The 25,088-nt window shown below is 59.0% G+C and carries 20 protein-coding genes and 6 tRNA genes; 12 read left to right on the top strand and 14 right to left on the bottom strand.

Annotation, left to right across the window (positions count from 1 at the left end; genetic code table 11):
- Window positions 1-94 precede the first annotated feature (94 nt).
- The 5 genes from pabB to BLU25_RS21150 all read left to right on the top strand — a co-directional run bounded on the left by pabB (window position 95) and on the right by BLU25_RS21150 (window position 6,440).
- Window positions 95-1,438: an aminodeoxychorismate synthase component I gene (pabB, locus tag BLU25_RS21170; protein ID WP_029611288.1), complete on the top strand. Its 1,344-nt coding sequence runs from the start codon at window positions 95-97 to the stop codon at window positions 1,436-1,438.
- Window positions 1,439-1,506: 68 nt separating this feature from the next.
- Window positions 1,507-2,241, top strand: a complete 735-nt coding sequence (locus BLU25_RS21165; protein ID WP_016779895.1) for a phosphoadenylyl-sulfate reductase — start codon at window positions 1,507-1,509, stop codon at window positions 2,239-2,241.
- 204 nt (window positions 2,242-2,445) lie between these two features.
- Complete coding sequence (locus BLU25_RS21160; protein ID WP_016779894.1) at window positions 2,446-2,964, top strand: sigma-70 family RNA polymerase sigma factor; 519 nt, start codon at window positions 2,446-2,448, stop codon at window positions 2,962-2,964.
- Between the two features lie 6 nt (window positions 2,965-2,970).
- Complete coding sequence (locus BLU25_RS21155) at window positions 2,971-3,957, top strand: FecR family protein (RefSeq protein ID WP_016779893.1); 987 nt, start codon at window positions 2,971-2,973, stop codon at window positions 3,955-3,957.
- A gap of 77 nt (window positions 3,958-4,034) precedes the next feature.
- A complete protein-coding gene (locus BLU25_RS21150) occupies window positions 4,035-6,440 on the top strand; it encodes a TonB-dependent siderophore receptor (protein WP_016779892.1) in 2,406 nt (801 codons plus the stop codon).
- 191 nt (window positions 6,441-6,631) lie between these two features.
- Here BLU25_RS21150 and BLU25_RS21145 read toward each other — a convergent pair.
- From BLU25_RS21145 to BLU25_RS21120, 6 genes are all read right to left on the bottom strand, one after another.
- Window positions 6,632-6,708 (bottom strand) — tRNA-Asp (locus BLU25_RS21145).
- A gap of 19 nt (window positions 6,709-6,727) precedes the next feature.
- A tRNA-Val gene (locus tag BLU25_RS21140) sits at window positions 6,728-6,803 on the bottom strand.
- Window positions 6,804-6,969: 166 nt separating this feature from the next.
- A tRNA-Asp gene (locus BLU25_RS21135) sits at window positions 6,970-7,046 on the bottom strand.
- Between the two features lie 19 nt (window positions 7,047-7,065).
- Window positions 7,066-7,141 (bottom strand) — tRNA-Val (locus tag BLU25_RS21130).
- Window positions 7,142-7,360: 219 nt separating this feature from the next.
- Window positions 7,361-7,437 (bottom strand) — tRNA-Asp (locus BLU25_RS21125).
- Window positions 7,438-7,456: 19 nt separating this feature from the next.
- Window positions 7,457-7,532, bottom strand: a tRNA-Val gene (locus BLU25_RS21120).
- 160 nt (window positions 7,533-7,692) lie between these two features.
- On the opposite strand from BLU25_RS21120, the gene rdgC reads away from it, so the two are divergent.
- The 3 genes from rdgC (at window position 7,693) to sugE (ending at window position 10,194) form a co-directional block, all read left to right on the top strand.
- On the top strand, window positions 7,693-8,613 hold the full coding sequence (rdgC, locus tag BLU25_RS21115; RefSeq protein WP_016779890.1) for a recombination-associated protein RdgC: 921 nt from the start codon (window positions 7,693-7,695) through the stop codon (window positions 8,611-8,613).
- Between the two features lie 182 nt (window positions 8,614-8,795).
- Window positions 8,796-9,761, top strand: a complete 966-nt coding sequence (locus BLU25_RS21110; RefSeq protein WP_016779889.1) for a bile acid:sodium symporter family protein — start codon at window positions 8,796-8,798, stop codon at window positions 9,759-9,761.
- 118 nt (window positions 9,762-9,879) lie between these two features.
- Complete coding sequence (gene sugE / locus BLU25_RS21105; protein ID WP_016779888.1) at window positions 9,880-10,194, top strand: quaternary ammonium compound efflux SMR transporter SugE; 315 nt, start codon at window positions 9,880-9,882, stop codon at window positions 10,192-10,194.
- A gap of 124 nt (window positions 10,195-10,318) precedes the next feature.
- Here the strand turns inward: sugE and BLU25_RS21100 are convergent, their stop codons facing one another.
- Both BLU25_RS21100 and BLU25_RS21095 read right to left on the bottom strand, forming a co-directional pair.
- The gene (locus tag BLU25_RS21100; RefSeq protein ID WP_016779887.1) at window positions 10,319-12,193 is read right to left on the bottom strand and encodes an MFS transporter; all 1,875 of its coding nucleotides are present in this window, start codon (window positions 12,191-12,193) and stop codon (window positions 10,319-10,321) included.
- Between the two features lie 115 nt (window positions 12,194-12,308).
- Window positions 12,309-13,460 (bottom strand): TDT family transporter, encoded by a 1,152-nt coding sequence (locus BLU25_RS21095; RefSeq protein WP_016779886.1) that lies wholly within the window; start codon window positions 13,458-13,460, stop codon window positions 12,309-12,311.
- Window positions 13,461-13,700: 240 nt separating this feature from the next.
- Here BLU25_RS21095 and BLU25_RS21090 point away from each other — a divergent pair, with 240 nt between their 5' ends.
- Window positions 13,701-17,171, top strand: coding sequence for a hybrid sensor histidine kinase/response regulator (locus tag BLU25_RS21090; RefSeq protein ID WP_016779885.1), 3,471 nt, complete (start codon window positions 13,701-13,703; stop codon window positions 17,169-17,171).
- Window positions 17,172-17,284: 113 nt separating this feature from the next.
- Here the strand turns inward: BLU25_RS21090 and BLU25_RS21085 are convergent, their stop codons facing one another.
- Window positions 17,285-18,649, bottom strand: a complete 1,365-nt coding sequence (locus BLU25_RS21085; RefSeq protein ID WP_162939411.1) for a DNA recombination protein RmuC — start codon at window positions 18,647-18,649, stop codon at window positions 17,285-17,287.
- Window positions 18,650-18,821: 172 nt separating this feature from the next.
- The gene (locus BLU25_RS21080) at window positions 18,822-19,145 is read right to left on the bottom strand and encodes an SEL1-like repeat protein (RefSeq protein ID WP_029611287.1); all 324 of its coding nucleotides are present in this window, start codon (window positions 19,143-19,145) and stop codon (window positions 18,822-18,824) included.
- 973 nt (window positions 19,146-20,118) lie between these two features.
- Between BLU25_RS21080 and BLU25_RS21075 the strand changes: the two genes are divergently transcribed.
- The 3 genes from BLU25_RS21075 to BLU25_RS21065 all read left to right on the top strand — a co-directional run bounded on the left by BLU25_RS21075 (window position 20,119) and on the right by BLU25_RS21065 (window position 22,538).
- The gene (locus BLU25_RS21075) at window positions 20,119-20,343 is read left to right on the top strand and encodes a hypothetical protein (RefSeq protein WP_019407963.1); all 225 of its coding nucleotides are present in this window, start codon (window positions 20,119-20,121) and stop codon (window positions 20,341-20,343) included.
- Window positions 20,344-20,609: 266 nt separating this feature from the next.
- Window positions 20,610-21,089, top strand: coding sequence for a hypothetical protein (locus tag BLU25_RS21070; RefSeq protein WP_016779881.1), 480 nt, complete (start codon window positions 20,610-20,612; stop codon window positions 21,087-21,089).
- 147 nt (window positions 21,090-21,236) lie between these two features.
- Window positions 21,237-22,538 (top strand): OmpP1/FadL family transporter, encoded by a 1,302-nt coding sequence (locus BLU25_RS21065; protein WP_016779880.1) that lies wholly within the window; start codon window positions 21,237-21,239, stop codon window positions 22,536-22,538.
- An 86-nt stretch (window positions 22,539-22,624) separates the two neighbouring features.
- Here the strand turns inward: BLU25_RS21065 and BLU25_RS21060 are convergent, their stop codons facing one another.
- Genes BLU25_RS21060 through BLU25_RS21050 form a run of 4 tightly spaced genes read right to left on the bottom strand, consistent with a single transcriptional unit; the run spans window position 22,625 to window position 25,024 of the window.
- Window positions 22,625-23,176 carry a glutathione peroxidase gene (locus BLU25_RS21060; protein ID WP_016779879.1) on the bottom strand — a complete coding sequence of 184 codons (552 nt, stop codon included), beginning with the start codon at window positions 23,174-23,176 and terminating at the stop codon, window positions 22,625-22,627.
- Between the two features lie 54 nt (window positions 23,177-23,230).
- Window positions 23,231-23,353 (bottom strand): hypothetical protein, encoded by a 123-nt coding sequence (locus BLU25_RS23860; protein WP_255311572.1) that lies wholly within the window; start codon window positions 23,351-23,353, stop codon window positions 23,231-23,233.
- A complete protein-coding gene (locus BLU25_RS21055) occupies window positions 23,350-24,558 on the bottom strand; it encodes an MFS transporter (RefSeq protein ID WP_016779877.1) in 1,209 nt (402 codons plus the stop codon). The genes BLU25_RS23860 and BLU25_RS21055 overlap by 4 nt, the downstream gene beginning before the upstream one ends.
- Before the next feature lie 52 nt (window positions 24,559-24,610).
- A complete protein-coding gene (locus BLU25_RS21050) occupies window positions 24,611-25,024 on the bottom strand; it encodes a MarR family winged helix-turn-helix transcriptional regulator (protein WP_029611286.1) in 414 nt (137 codons plus the stop codon).
- Window positions 25,025-25,088 lie beyond the last annotated feature (64 nt).

Raw genomic sequence — 25,088 nt, 5'->3', positions numbered from 1 at the left:
CCAACAGCTGTCACAGTTCCCACAAGCTACATAGATTTGCTGCCCTGCACAGGACTACAATCAGCCCCCCGCTCCGATGGCTGATTTGCTGCGCATGCTCACCTGCTCCGTTTACCCGCTGCCCTACCTCGCCAACCCTGCCGACTATTTTGCGGTGATTCGTCACGCCCCCGGCGCCGTGCTGCTCGACAGCGGCCGCCCGACTGCCGACCGTGGCCGTTATGACCTGATGAGCGCATGGCCACAGGCAGAGCTGGCCATGAACAAAGACGAATCAGGGCCAGCATTTTTGCAGCGCCTGCGTAACAGCCTCCAGCAACTGGGCAACGCCACCCTGCCCGACGCTTACGAATTACCCTTCGCGGGCGGCCTGATCGGCTACCTGAGTTATGACTTTGGCCGACAACTCGAACAGCTGCCAGCCCACGCCCTGGATGACCTGCACCTGCCGGATGCGCGACTGGGTCTGTATGCCTGGGCACTGATCACGGACCACCAGGCAGCCACCAGCCAATTGGTGTTTCACCCAAGCCTTGAACCCGCGCAACGCGATCGCCTGATCCAGCTGTTTAGCCAGCCCGCACCGCAGCTCAATGGGCCGTTCTCCCTCAAGCAGCCGATGCAGCCGGATATCAGCGCCAGCCAGTACCAACAGGCTTTGAGCAAGATCCACGACTACATCCAGGCGGGCGACTGTTATCAGGTCAACTACACCCAGCGCTTTAGCGCGCAGTGCGAAGGTGATGCCTGGACCGCCTATTGCGCCCTGCGCCAGGCCTGCCCGACGCCTTTTTCCGGGTTTATGAGCCTGGCGGACGACAACACCATTTTGAGCCTGTCCCCCGAGCGCTTTGTTCGGGTCAGCCACCATCAGGTAGAAACCCGGCCGATTAAAGGCACCCGGCCACGGGGCAAGAACAGCGCCGAAGACGCAGCCAACGCCGCCGAACTGCTGGCCAGCGCCAAGGATCGCGCAGAGAACCTGATGATCGTCGACTTGTTGCGCAATGACCTGGGCCGCACCTGCCGCACCGGCTCGGTGCGCGTACCGCAACTGTTCACCCTCGAAAGCTACCCCAACGTTCATCACCTGGTCAGCAGCGTTGTCGGCGAACTGGCTGACGGCAAGGACGCCCTGGACCTGATTGGCGACAGCTTTCCCGGCGGCTCGATTACCGGGGCTCCCAAGATCCGCGCCATGCAGATCATCGACGAACTGGAACCCACACGCCGCAGCCTCTACTGCGGCTCATTGCTATACCTCGACGTTCGCGGCGAAATGGACAGTTCCATCGCCATCCGCAGCCTGCTGGTCAAGGACGGGCGCGTCAGTTGCTGGGGCGGTGGCGGCATTGTGGCCGACTCCGACTGGCAGGACGAATACCAGGAATCGATCACCAAAGTGAAGGTACTGCTCGATACGCTGCAAACCCTGTAGCCCGCGCTTTTTGCTAAGATCACGCCACTAGAGAGCGCCCAGCGCCATTCACTGCAGGAAGCCGCCTGATGAGCCATCCGTTTGACGTCGCTGAACTCGCCGCGACATACGCCAGCAAGTCCCCGCAAGACATACTCAAACTCGCCTTTGAACACTTTGGCGACGAACTCTGGATCTCCTTCAGCGGCGCCGAAGATGTGGTGCTGGTGGACATGGCCTGGAAGCTCAACAAGAACGTCAAGGTGTTCAGCCTCGACACCGGCCGCCTGCACCCCGAGACCTACCGGTTTATCGAACAGGTACGCGAGCACTACAAGATCCAGATCGAACTAATCTCGCCGGATCAAAGCAAGCTCGAACCGTTCGTCAAGGAAAAAGGCCTGTTCAGCTTCTACAAGGACGGCCACGGCGAATGCTGCGGCATCCGCAAGATCGAACCGTTGCGACGCAAGCTGTCGACGGTCAAGGCCTGGGCCACCGGCCAGCGCCGCGACCAGAGCCCCGGCACCCGCAGCCAGGTAGCCGCTGTGGAAATCGACGGCGCGTTCTCCACACCCGAGCGCACGCTGTACAAGTTCAACCCGCTGGCACAGATGACCAGCGAGGAAGTGTGGGGCTATATCCGCATGCTGGAGCTGCCTTACAACAGCCTGCATGAGCGCGGCTTTATCAGCATCGGCTGCGAGCCCTGCACCCGCCCGGTACTGCCCAACCAGCACGAGCGCGAAGGCCGCTGGTGGTGGGAAGAAGCCACGCAAAAAGAATGCGGCCTGCATGCCGGCAACTTAATCGCGAAGAACTAAAACGCCCGCCTCCAAACCCTGTGGGAGCGGGCTTGCTCGCGATGGATACAACGCGGTGTAACTGCCACACCGATGCGCCCCATCGCGAGCAAGCCCGCTCCTACAGTTGTAAGTGACCGTAGCATTTCATCGCCCGCCTTGCGTTTACCCCGGACTTTCGTTGAGAATTGGTAATTATTCTCAATAACGTTTAGGCAAAGTCCTATGGCTTCGGGTGAACCGTCCTACCAGAGCGCTATTACTGACCTGTACTGCGAGCATCATGGCTGGCTATTTGGCTGGCTGCGCAGAAAACTCGGTTGCGCGCACAATGCCGCCGATCTGGCCCAGGACACCTTCGCCCGAATCCTCAATGCCCGCGAGTCGGTCGCCACCCTGCGCGAGCCCCGGGCCTTTTTGAGCACTACAGCACGCAGGCTCATCATCGATCAGGTGCGCCGCAAACAGATAGAAAACGCCTATCTGCAAGAACTGGCCCTGACCGCCGAAGCCCTCGAAGGTTTTCAGTCGCCGGAGCAGATTCTCACCACCCTGGAAGCCCTGGAGCAGATCGCCTTTATTCTCGAAGGCATGCAGGAAAAGGCACGCCAGGCCTTTGTGCTGTATTACCTGGACGGCCTGACCCAGTGCGAAATCGCCCGGCAACTGGGCCTGTCTGACCGCACCGTGCGCAAGTACCTGATCCAGGCCCTGCTGCATTGCAGCCATAGCCTGAACACCTGAGCCCGCATGCCCGAACAGCCCGAATCAATAGACGAACAAGCCGCCGAATGGATCCTTCGCCTGCACGAAGAAGGCTTCAGCGAGGGCTTGCGCCTGGAGTTCGAGCGCTGGAAGCAACAAAGCCCGCAACACGCCGCCGCCGCCCTGCGCATGCAGGATGTCATCAACCGCCTGCAGGCCTTGCGCCAGCAATCGGTGCCGGCCAAAGCGGCGCTCAACGCCGCATTCGCCGGGCGTAAAGCCGTAACCCGACGCAAACAGGCCCTGCGCGCACTGCTGATTGCAGGCTGTCTGGCCCTGCCGGTTACCCTGCTTCTCAAAAGCCATTACCCCGCGCAATGGATGGCCGATATCAGTACCGGCCCCAACGACTGGAAAACGCAGCGCCTGGCCGACAACTCGACCATCACCCTCAGCGGTACCAGCGCAGTTAACGTGCATTTTAATGCTCAGGAACGCCGCATCGAATTGCTCCAGGGTGAAGTGCTGGTTGAAGTTGCCCACGACAGCACCAGACCTTTCTTTGTGCAAACCGCGCAAGGCAGCATGCGCGCCCTGGGCACCCGTTTCGTGGTCAAGCGCCAGGGCGACACGACGGTCTTGAGCATGCTGCAATCCCGTGTCGCGGCGCAGAGCGCCAACGAGCAGCAAACCCTGGAAGTGGCTGCAGGCTCGCGGGCATTGATCCACCGCGACTCGGTGGAACTCGCTGGCAGCGTCTCACCGGCCAGCATCAACCAGGCCTGGGAGCGTCATCAACTGGTGGTTGAGAACCAGCCATTGCCTGAAGTTCTTGATGAAATTTCCCGCCATCGACGCGGCCACCTGCAGTTTGATCGCACTGCCCTGGCCCACTTGCGCGTCTCGGCCGTGCTGCCCCTGGACGACACCGACCGGGCGCTGCAACTGATCGCTGACACCCTACCCCTGCAGATCAACACGTACACACCGTGGCTGATCGTCATCAGTCAGCTGCAACCGGCCAAAAAATAATAATTCCCATTCGTTCCGCTTTTTTCGAGTCAACCGTCAAGGTAGGTAACAACGACTCATAAAGGACTACGTCTTCCATGCTGACCTCCTACAAACCGCTCACGCTGGCGATTCACTTGATCGTTGCTTCGGCGGCTGGTGTGGCCTGCGCCGCTACCGCCCAGGCGCAAACAGCAGCCGTGCAGACCTACGATATCCCGGCAGGCCCGCTGAGCAGCGCACTTAACCGCTTCGCACAACAGGCTGGCGTAGCCATCATTTTCCAGTCGAGCAACCTGGAGGGTTTGTCGACTCCCGGCCTGCATGGTGCCTACAACGAACAAGGCGGATTCGAAGCCTTGTTGCGCGGCAGCGGTTACACGGTGGTCAAAAGCACCAACGGCTACAGGCTGGACGCCCTGCCGGCAGCAGGCGGCGCCCTGGAATTGGGCGCCACCCAGGTCAGCGCCAACCAACTGGGGACGATCACCGAAGGTAGCGGGTCCTACACCCCAGGCTCCATCGCCACCGCAACACGTATGGTGCTGACGCCCAAGGAAACCCCGCAGTCCATCTCCGTGGTGACCCGCCAGGCGATGGACGATTTCGGCATGAACTCCATTGACGATGTGATGCGCCATACCCCCGGCATCACCGTGGCCACCTACGACAGTGACCGCACCAGCTATTACTCGCGCGGCTTTGCGATCAAGAACTTCCAGTACGACGGCATCCCCATCCTGCAGGACCCGCAGTACTCGGCCGGCCACACCCTGACAGACACGGCGATTTACGACCGCGTCGAGATCCTCAAGGGGGCAACCGGATTGCTCACCGGCGCAGGCGGCCCGGGCGGCACCATCAACATGGTGCGCAAAAAGCCGACCCGTGAATTCAAGGCCCATATCGATGTGGGCGCAGGCTCCTGGGAGAACTACCGCTCCGAAATCGATGTCAGCGGGCCATTAACCGAAAGTGGCAACGTGCGTGGCCGGGCCGTGGCGGCCTATCAGGACAAGCATTCGTTCATGGATCATTACAAGCGCGACAGCGAGGTCTATTACGGCATCCTTGAAGTGGACCTGACGCCCGACACCCTGCTCACCCTGGGTGCCGACTACCAGGACAACAACCCCAAAGGCTCAAGCTGGTCAGGCAGCGCCTCGCTGTTCAACTCCGCCGGTGAGCGCATCAGCACTCCGCGCTCGTTCAACAACGGCACCAAATGGAGCAGCTGGAAGCAGTACACGCGCACCGTGTTTTCGACCCTGGAGCACAACTTCGACAATGGCTGGGTAGTCAAAGGCCAGTACAACCACCAGATCAACGGCTATAACGCTCCACTGGGCGCACTCCTCGACCCGAACGTGACCACCGGCCTGGCGCCGATCCTGGCGCGCAAGTACACCGGCGAATACGTCAGCGACAGCGGCGACCTGTTTGCCACCGGGCCTTTCAGCCTGTTGGGGCGCGAACACGAACTGGTCGTTGGCGGCTCGATCTCCAGGTCGCACTGGACCGGCAAGGACTACACCAACGCCGACATGGTCAACAACGCCTACGACTACTACAACTGGAAAGGTGAAGCGCTGGAGCCGGACTGGCGCAATGTCACCTCCTACAACGATGAAACCACGCGCCAGGTCGGCACCTACATGACCGGTCGCTTCAGCCTGACCGATGACCTGAAGCTGATGCTGGGCACCCGCGTGGCCGACTACAACGTGACCGGCACCAGCCAGGCCAAGGACACCGGCAAAGTGCTGCCCTACGCCGCCCTGATCTACGACATCACCCCCAATATCTCGGCCTATACCAGCTACACGCAGATCTTTTTGCCGCAGACGTATTACCGCGATCGTAACAACAAGATGCTTGAACCGGACGAAGGCACCAACTATGAGCTGGGCCTGAAAGGCGAGTTCTATGACGGTCGTCTGAACTCAAGCCTGGCGTACTTCGAAGTGCATCAGGACAACCGCCCTGAAGCGGACATGGCCTACAACGGCAATCCGACCAACCCGGAAATCGACTACGCCTACAAAGGTATCAAGGCCACGACCAAGGGTTACGAGGCGGAAATTTCCGGTGAGCTGATGCCGGGCTGGCAATTGCAGGCGGGCTACACCCACAAGGTCAGCCGTGACCAGGGCGGCACCAAGGTTTCGACCTGGGAGCCGGAAGACCAGATCAACCTCTACACCAGCTACAAGCTGACCGGTGATCTGGACAAACTGACCCTGGGCGGTGGCGTGCGCTGGCAGAGCACCGGCTGGCAGATGCTGACCAACTGGAACAAGGGCGGCACCGTGGAAAAATTCTCCCAGGACCCGTACTGGCTGGTTGATCTGATGGCGCGCTATCAGATCTCGAAAAACCTGTCGGCCACGGTCAACCTGAACAACGTGTTCGACAAGTCGTACTACACCAATATCGGTTTCTATAACTCGTCGTACTACGGCGACCCGCGCAATGTGATGGTGACCACGCGCTGGGATTTCTAAACCCACGCAAAATACCTGTGGGAGCGGGCTTGCTCGCGATGCAAACGCTGCGGCTCTTGAGTAAGCACGCGTCGATGCTATCGCGAGCAAGCCCGCTCCCACCCGCCACAAAACACCCGCGCACAAAAAAGCCTGCACATGGCAGGATTTTTTGTTGATCACAGACGTTCAAGGGGCCTGTGATCGGAATATGGCGCAGCGGACGGGACTCGAACCCGCGACCCCCGGCGTGACAGGCCGGTATTCTAACCGACTGAACTACCGCTGCGCGTAACACTGTGAGTAAGTGGTGGGTGATGACGGGATCGAACCGCCGACCCTCTGCTTGTAAGGCAGATGCTCTCCCAGCTGAGCTAATCACCCTTTTACTTCACTCTCATTGCGGGGCGCATTGTCTCACAATTTTTATGTAAGTGTTTGTTTTATTTAAGGTTTTTATTAATTAAACAAAACCTGCGCACACAAAAAAGCCTGCACAAGGCAGGCTTTTTGTTGATCACAAGCGTTCAAGGGGCTTGTGTTCAGAATATGGCGCAGCGGACGGGACTCGAACCCGCGACCCCCGGCGTGACAGGCCGGTATTCTAACCGACTGAACTACCGCTGCGCGTAACATTGAAAGTAAGTGGTGGGTGATGACGGGATCGAACCGCCGACCCTCTGCTTGTAAGGCAGATGCTCTCCCAGCTGAGCTAATCACCCATTTACTTCACTTTCGTTGCGGGGCGCATTCTCTCACACTATTTGTGTAAGTGGTTGTTTTTATTTTGGTTTTTTTCAAAACCTGGTAAAAACAGCCGTTTCCAGCACCCTGCATCTTTGATTTCGCAGCGAACTGCCAAACCGAAGCCTTTCGGGCAAACCAGCATTTAGCGGGCTTATCCCAACCACAAGCGTTCAAGGGGCTTATGGTATTAAAAATGGCGCAGCGGACGGGACTCGAACCCGCGACCCCCGGCGTGACAGGCCGGTATTCTAACCGACTGAACTACCGCTGCGCGTAACACTGTGAGCGAATGGTGGGTGATGACGGGATCGAACCGCCGACCCTCTGCTTGTAAGGCAGATGCTCTCCCAGCTGAGCTAATCACCCTTTCACTCTCGGTGTGGCGCGCATTCTACGGAGCGACCTATAGTCTGGCAAGCACTTTTTAAAATAATTTTCCTAACGATGACAAAGGCTTAGCGCAGGGTTGGCCTATTAAGGTTATCAGGCGAATAATGCGCCTTTGTATATAGGAGTGATTCACCCCATGTGGTTCAAAAACCTGCTTATCTATCGCCTGACCCAAGATCTGCCTTTTGATGCACAGGTGCTGGAAACTGCACTGGCCACCAAACTGGCCCGCCCGTGTTCAAGCCAGGAAGTAGCCACCTACGGTTTCGTTGCCCCGTTCGGCAAAGGCGAAGACGCCCCGCTGGTTCACGTCAGCCAGGACTTCCTGCTGATTGCCGCCCGCAAGGAAGAGCGCATCCTGCCAAGCAGCGTTGTGCGCGATGCATTGAAGGAGAAGGTCGAAGAGATCGAGGCCGAGCAAATGCGCAAGGTCTACAAAAAGGAACGCGATCAGCTCAAGGATGAAATCATCCAGGCCTTCCTGCCGCGTGCCTTTATCCGCCGCTCGGCGACCTTTGCCGCCATCGCGCCAAAACAGGGCCTGATCCTGGTTAACGCCTCCAGCCCGAAACGCGCCGAAGACCTGCTGTCCACCCTGCGTGAAGTGATCGGCTCGCTGCCGGTTCGCCCGCTGGCCGTAAAAGTTGCGCCTAGCGCGGTGATGACCGAGTGGGTCAAGACCCAGAAAGCCGCTGACAACTTCTTCGTTCTCGACGAATGCGAGCTGCGCGACACCCACGAAGACGGTGGCATCATCCGCTGCAAACGCCAGGACCTGACCAGCGACGAAATCCAGCTGCACCTGAGCACGGGTAAAGTCGTGACCCAGCTGTCACTGGCATGGCAGGACAAGCTGTCGTTCGTGCTGGACGACAAACTGGTGGTCAAGCGCCTGAAGTTCGAAGACTTGCTGCAAGACCAGGCGGAACAGGACGGCGGCGACGACGATCTAGGCCAGCAGGACGCCAGCTTCACCCTGATGATGCTGACCTTCGGCGAGTTCTTGCCGCAACTGTTTGAAGCACTGGGCGGCGAAGAAACCCCGCAGGGTATCTAAAAACCACCCACCCGTAGCAGCTGCCGAGGAACGAAGGCTGCGTTCGAGTGCGAAGCGCTCGTAAATTCTGAATGCGCGGTTTTAAAGTCAAACTGTGCATTCACTTTTTACGACGGCTACGCCGCCGAACGCAGCCTTCGGCAGCTGCTACGGATCGAACAATAACCATAATAAGGACCACCATGCGCGCACTCGCCGCCTTAAGCCGCTTTGTCGGTAATACCTTTGCCTACTGGGTGCTGATTTTCGCCGTACTGGCGTTTCTGGAGCCCGGCTGGTTTGTCGGCCTCAAAGGCTACATCGTGCCGCTGCTGGGCGTGGTGATGTTCGGCATGGGCCTGACCCTCAAACTCGATGACTTCGCCGAAGTTGCCCGCCACCCCTGGCGCGTGGCACTGGGCGTGGTTGCTCATTTCGTGATCATGCCCGGCGTGGCGTGGTTGCTCTGCCAGGTGTTCCATCTGCCGCCCGAAATCGCCGTAGGGGTGATCCTGGTTGGCTGCTGCCCAAGTGGCACTTCATCCAATGTCATGACCTGGCTGGCTCGCGGCGACCTGGCGCTGTCGGTGGCCATCGCCGCCGTGACCACCCTCCTCGCTCCCTTGTTGACCCCGGCCCTGATCTGGTTGCTGGCGTCGGCCTGGCTGCCGGTTTCGTTTATGGAGCTGTTCTGGTCAATCCTGCAAGTGGTGCTGCTGCCGATTGTCCTCGGCGTACTGGCCCAGCGCCTGCTTGGCGCACGGGTGCGTTTCGCCGTCGACGTACTGCCGCTGGTGTCGGTGGTCAGTATCGTCATCATCGTCGCCGCGGTGGTGGCGGCCAGTCAGGCGCAAATCGCCAAGTCCGGCCTGCTGATCATGGCCGTGGTGATTTTGCATAACAGCTTCGGCTATTTGCTCGGTTACTTTACCGGTCGTCTGTTCAAGCTGCCGTTGGCCCAGCGCAAATCCCTGGCCCTGGAAGTCGGCATGCAGAACTCGGGGCTGGGCGCAGCGCTGGCCAGCGCCCACTTCTCGCCGCTGGCAGCCGTGCCCAGTGCGCTCTTCAGCGTCTGGCACAATATTTCGGGGGCGCTGCTGTCGACGTACTTCAGGCGCATGAGCGAGAAAGAAGACCGCCTGGCGGCTGCCAAGGCGGCAACTGAGTGAAATTTCGGGCTTGCCTGCCGGATTAATCGTGTGCAATATACTGCGCACAGCGAGGACGACCTCGCGGCTCATCGAGTGATTAATCCGGGGACGACCCCATCAATTGATGGAGATGAAGATGTCCTGGATCATTCTGTTTTTCGCCGGTCTGTTTGAAGTTGGCTGGGCTGTCGGCCTGAAATACACCGACGGCTTCAGCCGCCCGCTACCGACAGCCCTGACCGTCGGCGCCATGGTGATCAGCCTTGGCCTGCTAGGCCTAGCCATGAAAGAACTGCCACTGGGCACAGCCTACGCAATCTGGACCGGCGTGGGCGCAGTAGGCACGGTTATCGCCGGGATCATCCTGTTTGGCGAGTCGATGGCATTGTTCCGCCTGGCCAGTGTTGCACTGATCATTGCCGGTTTGGTGGGCCTGAAGATCAGCGCTTAACACACTCGGCTGTGGGAGCGGGCTTGCTCGCGATAGCATCACCGCGGTTTTTCTGAAGAACCGCAGTGCCTGCATCGCGAGCAAGCCCGCTCCCACAACAAGCCCGCTCCCACTTTTGCTTTGCCTATCTGACCGCCCCGCGCAATTCCATCACCCGCTCACGCAACAGCTTTTGCGTGGCTTCGGCGGGCGCTATCGGCGCACCGGCCACCAGGGTTACCCGCGACCACAAGCGCCGCAAAAAACCCTTGTTTGGATCACGGCTGAAAAAGCTGCCCCACAACCCCTGCAACGCCATCGGAATCACCGGCACCGGCGTGCGCTCCAGAATCCGCGTCACTCCCGCCTTGAACTCGTCAATCTGCCCGTTCGTGGTGAGTTTGCCTTCAGGGAAGATGCACACCAGCTCACCATCGTTCAGATACCGGGCAATCCTGTCGAATGCCTGCTCGTAGATCGCCTCGTCTTCAGCACGCCCGGCAATGGGAATCGTACCTGCGGTGCGGAAGATAAAGTTGAGCACCGGCAGATTGTAGATTTTGTAATACATGACAAAGCGAATCGGGCGACGCACTGCCCCGCCTATCAGCAGGGCATCCACAAAAGACACATGGTTGCACACCAGCAACGCCGCCCCCTCATCGGGGATCAGCTCCAGATGCTTGTGCTGCACGCGGTACATGGAATGGCTCAACAGCCAGATCATGAAGCGCATGCTGAATTCAGGCACGATTTTGAAGATGTAGGCGTTGACTGCGATGTTCATCAGCGACACCACCAGAAACAACTCCGGAATTGTCAGCTTGGCCACACTGAGCAGCAGGATGGTGATCAGCGCCGACACCACCATGAACAACGCATTGAGGATATTGTTGGCCGCGATCACTCGCGCCCGCTCGCTTTCCGAGGTGCGCGACTGGATCAGCGCATACAGCGGCACTATATAGAAGCCGCCAAACACACCGAGCCCGAGAATATCCAGTAGCACCCACCAGGCCTGGCTGAAGCCCAGCACACCCAGCCAGTCGTTGGCCTGGAGGTTTTGCGGCATTTGCCCCGAATGCCACCACAGCAACAGGCCAAATACGGTCAAGCCAAACGAGCCAAAAGGCACCAGGCCAATTTCAACCTTGCGCCCCGAGAGCTTCTCGCACAGCAGCGAACCCAAAGCGATGCCCACCGAGAACACGGTGAGAATCAAGGTAACCACGGTCTCGTCACCGTAGAGCCAGTCCTTGGCATAGGCCGGGATTTGCGTCAGGTAAATCGCACCGACAAACCAGAACCACGAGTTGCCTACTACGGAACGGGACACTGCTGGTGTCTGATTAAGCCCCATGCGCAAGGTGGCCCAGGACTCGCTGAAAATATTCCAGTTCAACCGCAGCTCTGGCGTATCCGCCGGCGCAGGCGGAATGGCACGGCTGGCCAGGTACCCCAGCACGGCGACCGCGATAATCACCGCCGAGACAATAACCGTGTAATTGCCGGACGACAGCATGATCCCGGCGCCAATGGTGCCCGCCAGAATCGCCAAAAAGGTGCCCATCTCCACCAGGCCATTGCCACCGACCAGTTCCTCTGGCCGCAGGGTTTGCGGCAGGATCGAGTATTTCACCGGCCCGAACAGCGCCGAATGGGTGCCCATCGCAAACAGCGCCACCAGCATCAACGCCAGATGATCAAAGGCAAAGCCAATGGCTGCGACCACCATGATGGCGATTTCACCCAGCTTGATCAGCCGAATCAGACGGTCCTTGTCGTATTTTTCGCCAAACTGCCCGGCCAGCGCCGAGAACAGAAAAAAAGGCACGATAAATAGCAACGCACACAGATTGACCCAGATACCCCGGTCACCTTCGAGAGTGAGCTTATAAAGGATGGCCAGAATCAGCGATTGCTTGAACAGGTTGTCATTGAGCGCGCCCAGGGCCTGGGTCACGAAAAAGGGCAGGAAGCGGCGCTTGCCGAGCAAGCTGAATTGCGAGGGGTGACTCATCATCCATGTACTCACGTTGCGCTGATGGGCTTTCTCTTTGGAGGGCCGTTGTAACACTCAGGGCACAACCTTGCTCGGGTTCTGTGTGTGAGCGCACAGAACCCGAGCCAATGACTTACTTCTTCAACCCGGCAATACAAGGCGATACAAACAGCTCGCCGCGATAGGCCCCTTGCACGGTGCGGGTGCCCACCAGCAGCCACATCAGCGCCAGCGCCAGCACCAGGACACAACCGGCCACATCAAAGAAGCTCAGGTGCAGCATGCTGCCCAGGCGCAAGGTTGCCAGCGAGTACACACCCAGCGGGAAGGTAAAGCCCCACCAGCCCAGGTTGAACGGGATGCCCGAGCGGAAGTAGCGAATGGTGATCAGCGCCGCCATCACAATCCACCACAAGCCCACACCCCACAGAATCACCCCGCTGATCAGGCCCAGGCCTTCGACAATCTCACCGATCCGGGCCAGGCCATTGGCCGCAAAGATCGCCGGGGCATCAGCGCCCAGCAACAGCAGGCCCAGGGCACCGGTGCCGATAGGGCCCAACGCCAGCCAGCTGGAGGCAGCCATGCTCTCGTGGGGCAGTTTGTGCAGTGCCATACGCAGGATCAGAATGGTCAGGATGCTGAAGGCCACCGGCACCGAAAACGCCCACAGCACATAGCTGGTAATCAGCACATGGAACTGCATGACGGTATCGCTCAGATACGGTGCCAACAGACCGCCACTGGCCGCCGCAACCTCGGCGGCCACCACCGGCAGCAGCCAGACAGCCGTCATCTGGTCGATACTGTGATCCTGACGGGTAAACATCAGGTAGGGGATCAGCACGCCGCAGCCCAGCGCCATGGCCACATCGATCCACCACAGCACCTCGGCCACCTGCACCATGCCTTCACCCCAGCGCGGCACGCCGAACACCAGAAAACCGTTGATGATGGTGGCCAGGCCCATAGGGATGGTGCCAAAGAACATCGACACGGTGGAGTGCCCGAAAATGCGCCGCGCTTCATCGAAATACAGCACCCAGCGCGCGCCATAGAGCACGCTGAACAGAATGAACAAACCGATATTGAACAGCCACAAACCCTCGGCAAAGGCATGCACACCCGGGATATGGACCGGCAATTGAGCCAGGGCCAGGGCCAGTACACCGGTGCCCATGGTCGCGGCAAACCAGTTCGGGGTGAACTGGCGGATCACTTCCCGCGGGTGCTGCAAGTGACTGAATGGCCGAAAACCGGCTTTGGCATTGTTTGGGCAAGTCATGGGTTCCTCCTGTTCCTCGTATGAGGTGCAAATAGAGTAGAACCAAATCGAATATCTATATAACGGGTAATTTCTCTAACTGTTATCTGTTTTGCCTATATATGGTTTTTTTGTCATCCTTCAACTGCTGCGACACCAGGCCGCGCTCAGACCATGGTCGACACTGACGCGCCCCGAACATCATGCGAGACTAGCCTGCCGTTGCCGGATTGCAGCGGCCTTATACCTTCAGGAGTGTCCATGTCGTTGTCCAGCGGGCTGATTGCCGCCGTTGCCCTGGCCTATATGGCCATTATGTTCGCCATTGCCTTTTATGGTGACCGGCGCAGCAAACCGCTGCCGCCGCGGGTTCGCGCGTGGGTCTATAGCCTGTCGCTGGCGGTGTACTGCACCAGTTGGACGTTCTTCGGCGCCGTTGGTCAGGCCGCCGAACAACTCTGGGCATTTCTGCCGATTTACCTGGGCCCGGTGCTACTGCTGGTATGCGCACCCTGGGTGCTGCAAAAGATGGTGATGATCAGCAAACAGGAGAACATCACTTCGATTGCTGACTTTATCGCCGCCCGCTACGGCAAATCGCAGTCGCTGGCCATTGTGGTGGCGCTGATCTGCCTGGTGGGCGTGCTGCCTTATATTGCACTGCAGCTCAAGGGCATCGTGCTGGGGGTCAACCTGCTGATCGGGGCCGGGGCCGACGCGACCGGCTCGCGGGTCGAGGACACGGCGCTGATTGTGACGCTGGTGCTGGCCCTGTTTACCATCCTCTTCGGCACGCGCAACCTTGATGCCACCGAACACCACCGCGGCATGGTGCTGGCCATTGCCTTTGAATCGCTGGTCAAGCTGTTCGCTTTCCTCGCCGTCGGCGCCTTCGTGACCTTCGGGCTGTATGACGGCTTCGACGACCTGTTCAACCAGGCCATGCTCGCGCCGCGCCTTGAGGAGTACTGGAAAGAAACCGTCAACTGGCCATCGATGATCGTGCAAACCGGCGTGGCGATGATGGCAATCATCTGCCTGCCCCGCCAGTTCCACGTCACCGTGGTGGAAAACATCGACCCGCAAGACCTGCAACTGGCCAAGTGGGTGTTCCCGGCTTATCTGATTCTGGCCGGGCTGTTTGTGGTGCCGATTGCCCTGGCCGGGCAAATGTTGCTGCCCAGCTCGGTACTGCCGGACTCCTTCGTGATCAGCCTGCCACTGGCCCAGGCCCATCCGGCCCTGGCATTACTGGCCTTTATCGGTGGTGCATCGGCGGCCACCGGCATGGTGATCGTGGCCAGCGTTGCGCTGTCGACCATGGTCTCCAACGACATGCTGCTGCCGTGGCTGCTGCGCCATAAAAACGCCGAGCGCCCGTTCGAGGTGTTCCGTCACTGGATGCTCTCGGTACGGCGCGTGTCGATCGTGGTGATCCTGCTGCTGGCTTATGTCAGCTACCGCCTGCTGGGTTCGACCGCCAGCCTGGCGACCATTGGCCAGATAGCCTTCGCAGCCGTCACCCAGCTGGCGCCCGCCATGCTCGGCGCCCTGTACTGGAAACAAGCCAACCGTCGCGGCGTGTTTGCCGGGTTGGCTACGGGCACCTTTATCTGGTTCTACACCCTGGTACTGCCGCTCATCGCCCACAGCTTTGGCTGGCACTTGAGCCACTTCCCGGGGTTGGCGTGGCTGCACAGCAACCCGCTGGGCCTGTCGATCACCCCGCTGACCCAGGGCGTGGTGCTGTCGCTGGCGGGCAACTTCACCCTGTTTGCCTGGGTCTCGGTACTGTCGCGCACCCGCGTATCAGAACACTGGCAGGCCGGACGTTTTATTGGCCAGGAACTAAGCAGCCACCCCAGTGGCCGTTCGATGCTGTCGGTGCAGATCAATGACCTGCTGGCCCTCGCCGCGCGCTTTGTCGGGGAAGAGCGCGCCCATCAGAGCTTTATTCGCTTCGCTTACCGTCAGGGCAAGGGCTTTAACCCCAACCAGAACGCCAATGGCGAGTGGATCGCCCACACCGAACGGCTACTGGCGGGCGTGCTCGGCGCATCCTCCACCCGCGCTGTAGTAAAAGCTGCTATTGAAGGCCGGGAAATGCAGCTCGAAGACGTGGTACGCATTGCCGATGAGGCGTCGGAAGTACTGCAGTTCAACCGCGCCTTGCTCCAGGGCGCCATTGAGAACATCACCCAGGGCATCAGCGTGGTCGACCAGTCACTCAAGCTGGTGGCCTGGAATCGCCGTTATCTGGAGCTGTTTGACTACCCGGAGGGGCTGATCAGCGTCGGCCGCCCGATTGCCGACATCATCCGCCACAATGCCGAGCGCGGCCTGTGCGGCCCCGGCGAAGCCGAAGTGCATGTGGCCCGCCGCCTGCACTGGATGCGCCAGGGCCGGGCGCATACCTCGGAACGACTGTTCCCCAATGGTCGGGTGATCGAGCTGATCGGCAACCCGATGCCGGGAGGTGGTTTTGTCATGAGTTTCACCGACATTACCGCCTTCCGTGAAGCCGAGCAGGCCCTGACCGAGGCCAATGAAGGCCTGGAGCAAAGGGTTGCCGAGCGCACCCATGAACTGTCACAACTCAACCAGGCACTGACCGAAGCCAAGGGCGTGGCCGAAACCGCCAGCCAGTCGAAAACCCGGTTTTTGGCCGCCGTCAGCCATGACCTGATGCAGCCTATGAACGCCGCGCGCCTGTTCTCCTCTGCCCTCTCCCACCAGGAAGAAGGCTTGAGCGCCGAAGCGCAGAAACTGGTGCAGCATCTGGACAGCTCCCTGCGCTCGGCCGAAGACCTGATCAGCGACCTGCTGGATATTTCCCGCCTGGAAAACGGCAAGATCACCCCCGATATCAAGCCGTTTGCCATTAACGACCTGTTCGAAACCCTGGGCAATGAATTTACCGCCCAGGCCCAGGAACAGGGCCTGAACTTCAGGGTTCGCGGCAGCCGGGTGCGGGTCAACAGTGATATCAAATTGCTGCGTCGGATCCTGCAAAACTTCCTTACCAACGCCTTTCGCTACGCCAAAGGCCCGGTGCTGCTGGGCGTGCGTCGCCGTGGCGGGGAGCTGTGCCTTGAGGTGTGGGACCGCGGGCCGGGCATTCCCGAAGACAAGCTGAAAGTGATTTTTGAAGAATTCAAACGCCTCGACAGCCATCAAACCCGCGCCGAAAAAGGCCTGGGCCTGGGCCTGGCGATCGCCGACGGCTTGTGCCATGTGCTCGGGCACAGCCTGCAGGTGCGCTCATGGCAAGGGTTTGGCAGCGTGTTCAGTGTGCGCGTGCCGATGGCCAGGAGCCAGGCCGCACCGCAGCCGGTGGTCGCCGAGCAGAACGGCCAGCCTCTGACAGGGGCACGGGTGCTGTGTATTGATAATGAAGACAGCATTCTGATCGGCATGCAAAGCCTGCTGACGCGCTGGGGTTGCCAGGTGTGGACGGCCCGCAACCGCGAAGAATGCGCAGCGTTGCTCAATGAAGGTGTGCGTCCGCAGCTGGTGCTGGTTGACTACCATCTGGACGACGGCGAGGTGGGGACAGAACTGATGGGCTGGCTGCGCGCACAACTGGGTGAACCGGTACCGGGCGTGGTCATCAGCGCCGATGGCCGCCCGGAGATGATTGCCGAGGTGCATGCGGCAGGCCTTGAGTACCTGCCCAAGCCGGTCAAGCCTGCTGTACTGCGGGCGCTGCTGAGCAGGCATGTACCGCTGTAGCTGAGCACCCTTGTGGGAGCGGGCTTGCCCGCGATGGCATCACCTCGCAGCTATAGAAAACCGCGTTGCCTGCATCGCGGGCAAGCCCGCTCCCACAAAACCACCTATCGGTGCTACTCCGCCGGGTGCGCCACGCCGTCAACGTCGGTCATAGCCCGCTCCAGCAGGTCGGCCGGCAGGCTTTTGCTGGCCCGGGCGCCGAGCAATTTGAGCTGCTCGCTGCGGCTGACCAGATTGCCGCGGCCTTCCGTCAGTTTGTTACGCGCTGAGCTGTAGGCCTTGTCCAGTTGCTGCAGGCGATTGCCCACCTCATCCAGGTCCTGAATAAACAGCACGAACTTGTCGTACAGCCAGCCGGCGCGCTCGGCGATTTCACGCGCATTCTGCCCCTGGCGCTCCTGCTTCCACAGGCTGTCGATCACCCGCAAAGTGGCCAGCAGCGTGGTCGGGCTGACGATCACGATATGCCGGTCAAACGCCTCTTGAAACAAATTCGGCTCGGCCTGCAACGCCGCCGAAAATGCCGCCTCGATCGGTACGAACAACAGCACAAAGTCCAGGCTGTGCAGCCCCTCCAGGCGCTTGTAGTCCTTGCTGGCCAAGCCCTTCACATGATTGCGCAGCGACAGTACATGCTGCTTGAGCGCCGCTTGCCCGATTACATCGTCATCGGCCCCTACATATTGCTGATACGCGGTGAGGCTGACCTTGGAGTCGACCACCACCTGCTTGTCACCCGGCAACATGATCAGCACGTCAGGCTGGAAGCGCTCGCCGTCAGGGCCCTTGAGGCTGACCTGGGTCTGGTATTCACGGCCTTTCTCAAGCCCCGCATGCTCCAGCACCCGCTCCAGAATCAGCTCGCCCCAGTTGCCTTGGGTTTTCTGGCCCTTGAGGGCGCGGGTCAGGTTGGTGGCCTCATCACTGAGGCGCAGGTTCAGTTGCTGCAAGCGCTCCAGCTCTTTGCCCAGGGAAAACCGCTCCCGCGATTCCTGCTGATAACTCTCCTCGACCCGTTTCTCAAACGACTGGATGCGTTCCTTGAGAGGGTCAAGCAACTGGCCAAGACGCTCATTGCTGGTTTCGGCGAAACGCTGCTCGCGCTCATCGAAAATCTTGCCCGCTAGCTCGGCAAACTGCGCCCGCAATTCGTCCCGGGAACCCTGCAGGTCGTTGAGCCGTTGCTGATGGCTATCCTGCTGCTCACGCAACTCAGCAGCCAGTGCAGACGCATGGGCATCCAGGCGCCGCAGCTCGACTTCTTTCTGATTGCGCTCCAGGTTCCAGGCATGGGCGGCATCGCGCCCGTTGTCCCGTTCCACCTGCAACAGTTCGACTTCGCGGCCCAGTGCGGCCAGCTCTGCCTGCTTGGCGGCATTGGCCTGGCCCAGATCACTGACTTCGTCGCGACAGGCGTCCAGCTGGGCACTCAGGCCCTCCTGGGCCAGTTGCGCCGTACTCAGGCGCTCGTTGAGCAGTGCAAGCTCAGCGGGCTGGCCGCCGAGCTTGCGTTGCAACTGCCAGATTAACGCCAGCAACGGCACGCCCGCTGCTGCCAGGCCAAGCAACAGGCTGCTCAGATCCAGGGCCATAACCCCTCCGCACGAGGTAAAAGAACAAGGTTAACCAACAGTCAGCGCCGAAGACAGTTCAGTCTTCGGTCTTGTTCAGTTCCTGCTGCGCCAGACGGTCACCGGCGCGAGCGGCCTGGCGCAACAGTTCGTGGCCGATACGCTGATCGCGGGCGCTGCCGCATTCACGGCACATCAACTGGCCCAAACGGCTCTGGGCCAACACCACACCCTGGCGGGCGGGTTGTTTGAGCAGGTGCCCGGCCACATGCTTGACGCTGGGGCTGGCACTCAGGCGCGGGTTGTCCAGCAGCCAGATAGCGACCCGCAAAGAAAAGCGCTTGGGAGCTTCAGTTGGTGTATTGGGGCGAGCAACAGAGGAAGTAGCTGTGCGGAACTTCATACGACACTGTAGGGCAGAACAGAAGGCGCGCCACTCTACTCCTTTTTTCGTCTGGGTAAAGTCCAAAAAAGTCGACACCCTTGATCTAGAGCAAGCGCATGGGACAATCCACAGATCCTGTGGATAAGTCAGTGGACAACCCTGCTTTAACCTCCGCAAACGCCCACCCTGCGGGGCCTCGGGTCAAACTGTCGATTTTTTCACCAATTAAAAAAAACGATGTTTTTCATTGACTTAAATTTACCAGGCAGGCTAGGAAGCGCAAAACCCGGGTATCTGCACTGTTTTTTTCGGCAGCACTGTTAATGTGCACAAGTTCACATTAACAGCAACGCACCGGGCCTTTACCGGGCACCGCTTGCAGGTTGGTGCACCGCGGCGGCGCGTCTCTCAAGGGGAGCTTTACCGACAGAATGCACCCCCTGCCCCACTGGCGAAACGGCTAAAATGTACTAGCCAGTGCCACACGCCAAGCTGCGGCGGCGGTGCAAGCACATAAAGTATTTTTGCTAGCATACTTGCGTTTAAAAATTCAACCCGTTAGTATCCGCAGCGTTAGTACCAAGCTGAAAGTCAATTCGGGCCGAACAAATCCCTCCAGCACCTCGCTAAAAAAGCGAAAGCACGCTGAATAAACGGGATCGACCCCCTCGATGGTTTCCAGGTAAATCTTGCGACGATACGGCCTTTGCACAAACGCACAGGGTATCGCGAAGTTCTTTTACTCTGACCGAACCAACCTGCAAATTGATCAGGATCTTCACCCGGAGCACGGAACCTTAGCTCCTGTTGTGACTGCCTGCCCTCCTAAGTACCTACCTGCCAGCCCAAGCGCCACATACTTAATGCGCTCCAACTGGCGGCTTTGTTCCAGTCAGGTTCTTCGTCCAGCCAAAGAATGGCTCGACGTCACTGGAACGTTTTAATGCAGCACGGATCGAATCCGTGTCTTTTGTAGGAACACCTAATAACTATGTCTACTCAAATCCATACTCAGGATGCCATTCGCACCCTAACCAACGCCTTTGCTCCAATGAACTGCCTGATTATGGCCGCTCGCAAAGGATGCTTCAGCTTCACCCTGGTCAACGAACACGGTATCGCCCGTCACAGCGAACGCCTGTACCCCGACCAGTACTCCAGCGCAGAACCTCTGCAAGCTGTGATCGAGCGTACTCGTCAGGCCCTGATTGCCTGACAGCTTGAGCGTTACACATCAAGCCCTGCCTGATTAGCAGGGCTTTTTATTGCCTGCACTTTAAGAAATATCCGGCATTGTTTAATTACTTGCGGATATATAGCTCGCGGGCCGATGCTTTAAATGTTTTAAAAACAGGCCGTTACAGCAAGAATTTGACACTACACTTCAACTCAAGCGGCCTGCTCCGCTTCCAGCGAACCCTTTCGATTCACCGCTGCCAAGCGCCGGGGTATCGCTGGTCATTTTCAGGCTTCGAGGGCTATATGGGTATCGCTGCCAGGGAGTTGAGCCAATTCGTGATCCGGCCAACGCTTCTTTATCTGGGGCAAGACAACCCGGATGCAGAAGCTTTGTTGCTAGGTATTGCAGCCAGCCAGTCGCACCTGGGCTCGGCACTGCATGATCGTCATGGTCACGGCCTGTATTGCATCCGCGAGTTACGCCATGCCGCCCTGTGGGATCAGTACCTGGCCCACGACCCGGATTTGGCGAGCCTGGTTCGCGGGCTGGCCAGCCAGCATGCGTTCCTGTGCAGCCCTCATCTGGAGCTGACGGTCAATTTGCGTTACGCCACGGCCATTGCCTGGTTTTTGGTCGAGCAACAAAAAATAGCCATTCCTGCCGCCGACGACCTGCTCGGCATGGCCAGGATCTGGCGCCAAGCCTTTGAACCACATGGGCGTTTACGTGATTTCGCCCATGCCTGGCGCACCTGCGTTTCACCTCTCAACCAAGTTGCTTGAAATTTCAAACAACTGTAATGATCTTCAAACAGCCTGAAATCCGGTCGGATTGTCCTACAAAACATCGCTATCTTCTGCGATTTAGCCTATAGCGCTTCAACAAAAATGTTGGTAGTTTTCGTCCGGTGATCATAAGGAGTTCTAATAATGAAAAAAGTAATGCTCAAGACCACACTTGGCCTCGCCGTCACTTTGGCTTCCAGCCAGATTTTCGCTAGCGGCTTCGCACTCAACGAACAAAGCGTCAGCGGTATGGGGACCGGTTTCGCAGGTCGTTCATCTTCTGCCGACGATGCCAGTACCGTTTTTGGTAACCCTGCCGGTATGTCCCGCCTCAGCGGCCAGCAAGTAACAGGCGGTATCGCTGTTATTGATGCTTCGACCGATATCAAGGATGCCAATGGCAGCATCAAGGGCACCAACAAAGGTGACATGGTGCCGTTCACAGGCGTTCCGATGGGCTTTTACACCAACAAGCTGAATGACCAGTGGGCAGTCGGCTTCGGCGTTTATGCCCCGTTCGGCCTTGTGACCGACTACGAAAGCAGCTTCCAGGGCCGTGGCTTTGGCAGCAAAAGCGAAGTGAAGGTTGTTACCCTGCAACCAACCGTCAGCTATGCCTTCAATGATCGCGTGTCGATTGGTTTTGGCCCGACCATCAACCGCATTGCCGGTACTCTTGAATCCGAGCTTCGACTGACCCCCAACCCGCTGGCCGGGGCAGGCGACAGCAATGTAAAAATCAAGGGTGACGATACCGCCCTGGGCTTCAACGCCGGTATCCTGGTACAAGCTACCGACACCACGCGGGTAGGTTTGACTTACCACTCAAAGGTTAAGTACAAGCTTGAAGGTCACACCAACGTAACAGCCAGCAGCGATCCGTTCACTGCCGCCCGCCTGAAAAGCAACCGCTATGACGCCACTCTGAAAATCGACACGCCTGAATCCTGGGATCTGTCGGTTACTCAAGAGATCAATGACGCGTGGAAGGTCTATGCAGGTTCCACCTGGACTCGCTGGAGCCGCCTGAAAGACATCACCGTACAGAACGAAGGCGTTACTGCTGCGGCCGGCGGCGGTGCAGCCCCTGCACTTTTCACCACGATCAAGGAAGAGCAAAACTGGCACGATACCTGGGCTTACGCTATCGGTACTTCGTATCAGTTGAACAAGCAGTGGGTACTGCGTACCGGTCTGACCTGGGACCAGTCGCCTACCAACAATGAAAATCGCTCGCCTCGCATCCCTACTGGCGACCGTACGATTTTCAGCCTGGGTGCCGGTTATGCCGTCAACGAGAACCTGACAATCGATGCTGCCTATTCCTACCTGAAGGAAGAGTCGGTCAAGGTTGATGACCAGAAGGCAGCTCTCGGCAGCTACTACAGCTCCAAGTACGAAAACAGCGCCAACGGTTTTGCAGTAGGTGCAACCTACAAGTTCTGATTCACCGCGAGGCTAACCCCCTCGCCTGCTGAATCAAAAAAATCCCCGCTCTCGTTACCGAGGCGGGGATTTTTAATGGCTGCGATTCAGGGCCTGGAAGCAATGGCCTTGTCGATGGCCTCAATCAATTCAGGACTGTCAGGCTTGGTCAAACTGGAGAAGCTGGCAATCACATTGCCCTGGCGATCTACCACATATTTGTAGAAGTTCCACTTCGGCGCATTACTTTGCTCGGCCAGGATCTTGAACAGGTGAGTCGCATCCGGCCCGCGCACATGCTGCGGGTCGATCATGGTGAAGGTCACGCCATAGTTGACGTAACACACCTTGGCCGTCTCCTCACCATCCTTGGCTTCTTGCTTGAAGTCATCCGAGGGCACACCGATCAGCTCCAGGCCCTGGCCCTTGTAGCGCTGGTTCAACGCCTCAAGCCCCTTGAACTGCGGGGCGAAGCCGCAAAAGCTCGCGGTATTGACGATCAACAGCGGTTTGCCGGCAAAGCGCTGGCACAGATCGATCGATTCCTTGGCCCGCAATTTGGGCAGCGAGCCCTCCAGCAAGGGCGGGCAATCCGCTGCCCACACCGACCCTGCGCAGGCCAACAGCAGTACAGGCATCGCAATCCAGCGCTTGAGCATCATCAGTGTCCTTGAATAAGAGGCAAGCTTAGAACTTACTCACCCGCCGCCACACTAGCAAGCACCCATGCCCAATTGCATCATGGCCAAGCCGCCCTGATGCCAGCCCCACCAGACCAGGGCCAGCAACAAGGCACCGCCACTCACTGCCCCCAGCCACATCCACGCTGTATTCACCCCAAACTCCCCTGCGCCTGCAAACGGGCCACCGGACGCTCGCGCACCGGCCAGTTCAAGGCGGCTGCCAGCAGACTTAACACAATCGAGACCTGCCAGATCAGGTCATAGCTACCGGTCTGATCATAGACCACGCCACCCAGCCAGCCGCCCAAAAATGCACCCAGTTGATGGAACAGGAACACAATGCCGCCCAGCATCGACAGGTTCCGCACGCCAAACAGGGTCGCCACCGTGCCATTGGTCAGCGGTACGGTCGACAGCCATAAAAAGCCCATCGCCATGCCGAACAGGTAAGCACTGAACTGCGTTACAGGTGCCCACAGGAACAACACAATCACCACGGCGCGCGCCAGGTACAGCGCAGTCAGCAGGCGCGGCTTGGACATGCGCCCGCCCAGCCAGCCGGCGGTATAGGTACCGAAAATATTGAACAGGCCGATCAGCGCCAGCACCGTGGTGCCCACCGTCGCAGGCAGATGCTGATCCACCAGATACGCCGGCAGGTGGATACCGATAAACACCACCTGAAAGCCGCAGACAAAAAAGCCGAACGCCAGCAACCAGAAGCCCGAGTGCGAACAGGCCTCACGCAGCGCTTCCTTGAGGGTTTGCTCGCCGCCCAGGTTGGGTAGCGGGCGATCCTTGAGCATGCCGACCAGAGGCACGATCATTGCCACCAGCACTCCCAGCACCAGAAGCGCCGTCGACCAACCGAGCCAGCCAATCAAGCCCAGGGTGCCGGGCAACATGGCAAATTGACCGAAGGACCCCGCCGCACTGGCGATCCCCATGCCCATGCTGCGCTTTTCTGCTGGCAAGGCACGGCCCACCACGCCCAAAATCACCGAGAACGAAGTGCCCGACAACCCGATACCAATCAGCAGTCCGGCGCTCAATGACAGCGACAGCGGCGAATCCGACAAACCCATCAGCAACAACCCCACCGCATACAGGACGCCACCGACAATCACCACCCTGGCAGCGCCAAAGCGGTCCGCCAGCGCCCCGGTAAAGGGCTGGGCCAGGCCCCAGATCAGGTTTTGCAGGGCGATGGCAAACGCAAACACCTCACGCCCCCAGCCAAACTGCGCACTCATGGGCGGCAGAAACAGCCCGAACCCATGCCTTACACCCAACGACAGCGCCAAAATAAGCGCACTGCCAAGCAGTACCCAACCACTGTTGCGCCACACCGATGTCATTGTTGTTCTCCGGGAGCGGGTATATACCCTTTTATAATCGAGGGACTGACCTTCAGTCAGAACCCGCCAACTCATCCAATAGTTGTAGCAACTGCGCGCGCTTGGCTTCACCCAAGCGGTCCATCAAACGCTGCTGTGCAGCCTCCCAGGCCGGCAAGGCGGCCTTGAGGCAATCCTCGCCTGCCTGGGTCAGGCACACCAGCCGGTTACGCTGATCTGCGCCCTCGGTCATCTTCAGCAACCCGGCCCCCTCAAGCACCCGCACGTTACGGCCCAACGTACTGCGATCCAGCCCCATCGCTTCGGCCAAGGTGGAAATGCTGGGTTGATCGAGCCGCTTGAGATTGCACAGCAAGGAATACTGGGCAACGTTGATCCCGAAGCCATCGAGAGCCCCGTCGTAATGCCTGCTCACGCCACGTGCCGCACGCCGCAGATTGGTACATAAACACTGGGTTGGTAACATTTTGTATGTATATACCCGCAATAAAAGAGAATCAAGATTTATGCAGTGCCGCCTGCCCGGTTTT

The organism is Pseudomonas fragi (assembly GCF_900105835.1).
GTDB lineage: Bacteria > Pseudomonadota > Gammaproteobacteria > Pseudomonadales > Pseudomonadaceae > Aquipseudomonas > Aquipseudomonas fragi.
The sequence above is the reverse complement of the archived record's forward strand: the minus strand, read 5'-3'. Positions and strand labels throughout refer to the sequence as shown.

Bases quoted from the DNA above. Each gene is read 5' to 3' on its own strand.
- BLU25_RS21050 (WP_029611286.1), bottom strand. From the start codon at position 25,024: ATGTTACCAACCCAGTGTTTATGTACCAATCTGCGGCGTGCGGCACGT.
- BLU25_RS21080 (WP_029611287.1), bottom strand. From the start codon at position 19,145: ATGAAGTTCCGCACAGCTACTTCCTCTGTTGCTCGCCCCAATACACCA.
- BLU25_RS21055 (WP_016779877.1), bottom strand. From the start codon at position 24,558: ATGACATCGGTGTGGCGCAACAGTGGTTGGGTACTGCTTGGCAGTGCG.
- BLU25_RS21160 (WP_016779894.1), top strand. From the start codon at position 2,446: ATGGCTTCGGGTGAACCGTCCTACCAGAGCGCTATTACTGACCTGTAC.
- BLU25_RS21155 (WP_016779893.1), top strand. From the start codon at position 2,971: ATGCCCGAACAGCCCGAATCAATAGACGAACAAGCCGCCGAATGGATC.
- BLU25_RS21070 (WP_016779881.1), top strand. From the start codon at position 20,610: ATGGGTATCGCTGCCAGGGAGTTGAGCCAATTCGTGATCCGGCCAACG.
- BLU25_RS21090 (WP_016779885.1), top strand. From the start codon at position 13,701: ATGTCGTTGTCCAGCGGGCTGATTGCCGCCGTTGCCCTGGCCTATATG.
- BLU25_RS21060 (WP_016779879.1), bottom strand. From the start codon at position 23,176: ATGCTCAAGCGCTGGATTGCGATGCCTGTACTGCTGTTGGCCTGCGCA.
- BLU25_RS21075 (WP_019407963.1), top strand. From the start codon at position 20,119: ATGTCTACTCAAATCCATACTCAGGATGCCATTCGCACCCTAACCAAC.
- BLU25_RS21065 (WP_016779880.1), top strand. From the start codon at position 21,237: ATGAAAAAAGTAATGCTCAAGACCACACTTGGCCTCGCCGTCACTTTG.
- BLU25_RS21150 (WP_016779892.1), top strand. From the start codon at position 4,035: ATGCTGACCTCCTACAAACCGCTCACGCTGGCGATTCACTTGATCGTT.
- BLU25_RS21095 (WP_016779886.1), bottom strand. From the start codon at position 13,460: ATGACTTGCCCAAACAATGCCAAAGCCGGTTTTCGGCCATTCAGTCAC.
- BLU25_RS21100 (WP_016779887.1), bottom strand. From the start codon at position 12,193: ATGAGTCACCCCTCGCAATTCAGCTTGCTCGGCAAGCGCCGCTTCCTG.
- pabB (WP_029611288.1), top strand. From the start codon at position 95: ATGCTCACCTGCTCCGTTTACCCGCTGCCCTACCTCGCCAACCCTGCC.
- BLU25_RS21165 (WP_016779895.1), top strand. From the start codon at position 1,507: ATGAGCCATCCGTTTGACGTCGCTGAACTCGCCGCGACATACGCCAGC.
- BLU25_RS21110 (WP_016779889.1), top strand. From the start codon at position 8,796: ATGCGCGCACTCGCCGCCTTAAGCCGCTTTGTCGGTAATACCTTTGCC.
- rdgC (WP_016779890.1), top strand. From the start codon at position 7,693: ATGTGGTTCAAAAACCTGCTTATCTATCGCCTGACCCAAGATCTGCCT.
- sugE (WP_016779888.1), top strand. From the start codon at position 9,880: ATGTCCTGGATCATTCTGTTTTTCGCCGGTCTGTTTGAAGTTGGCTGG.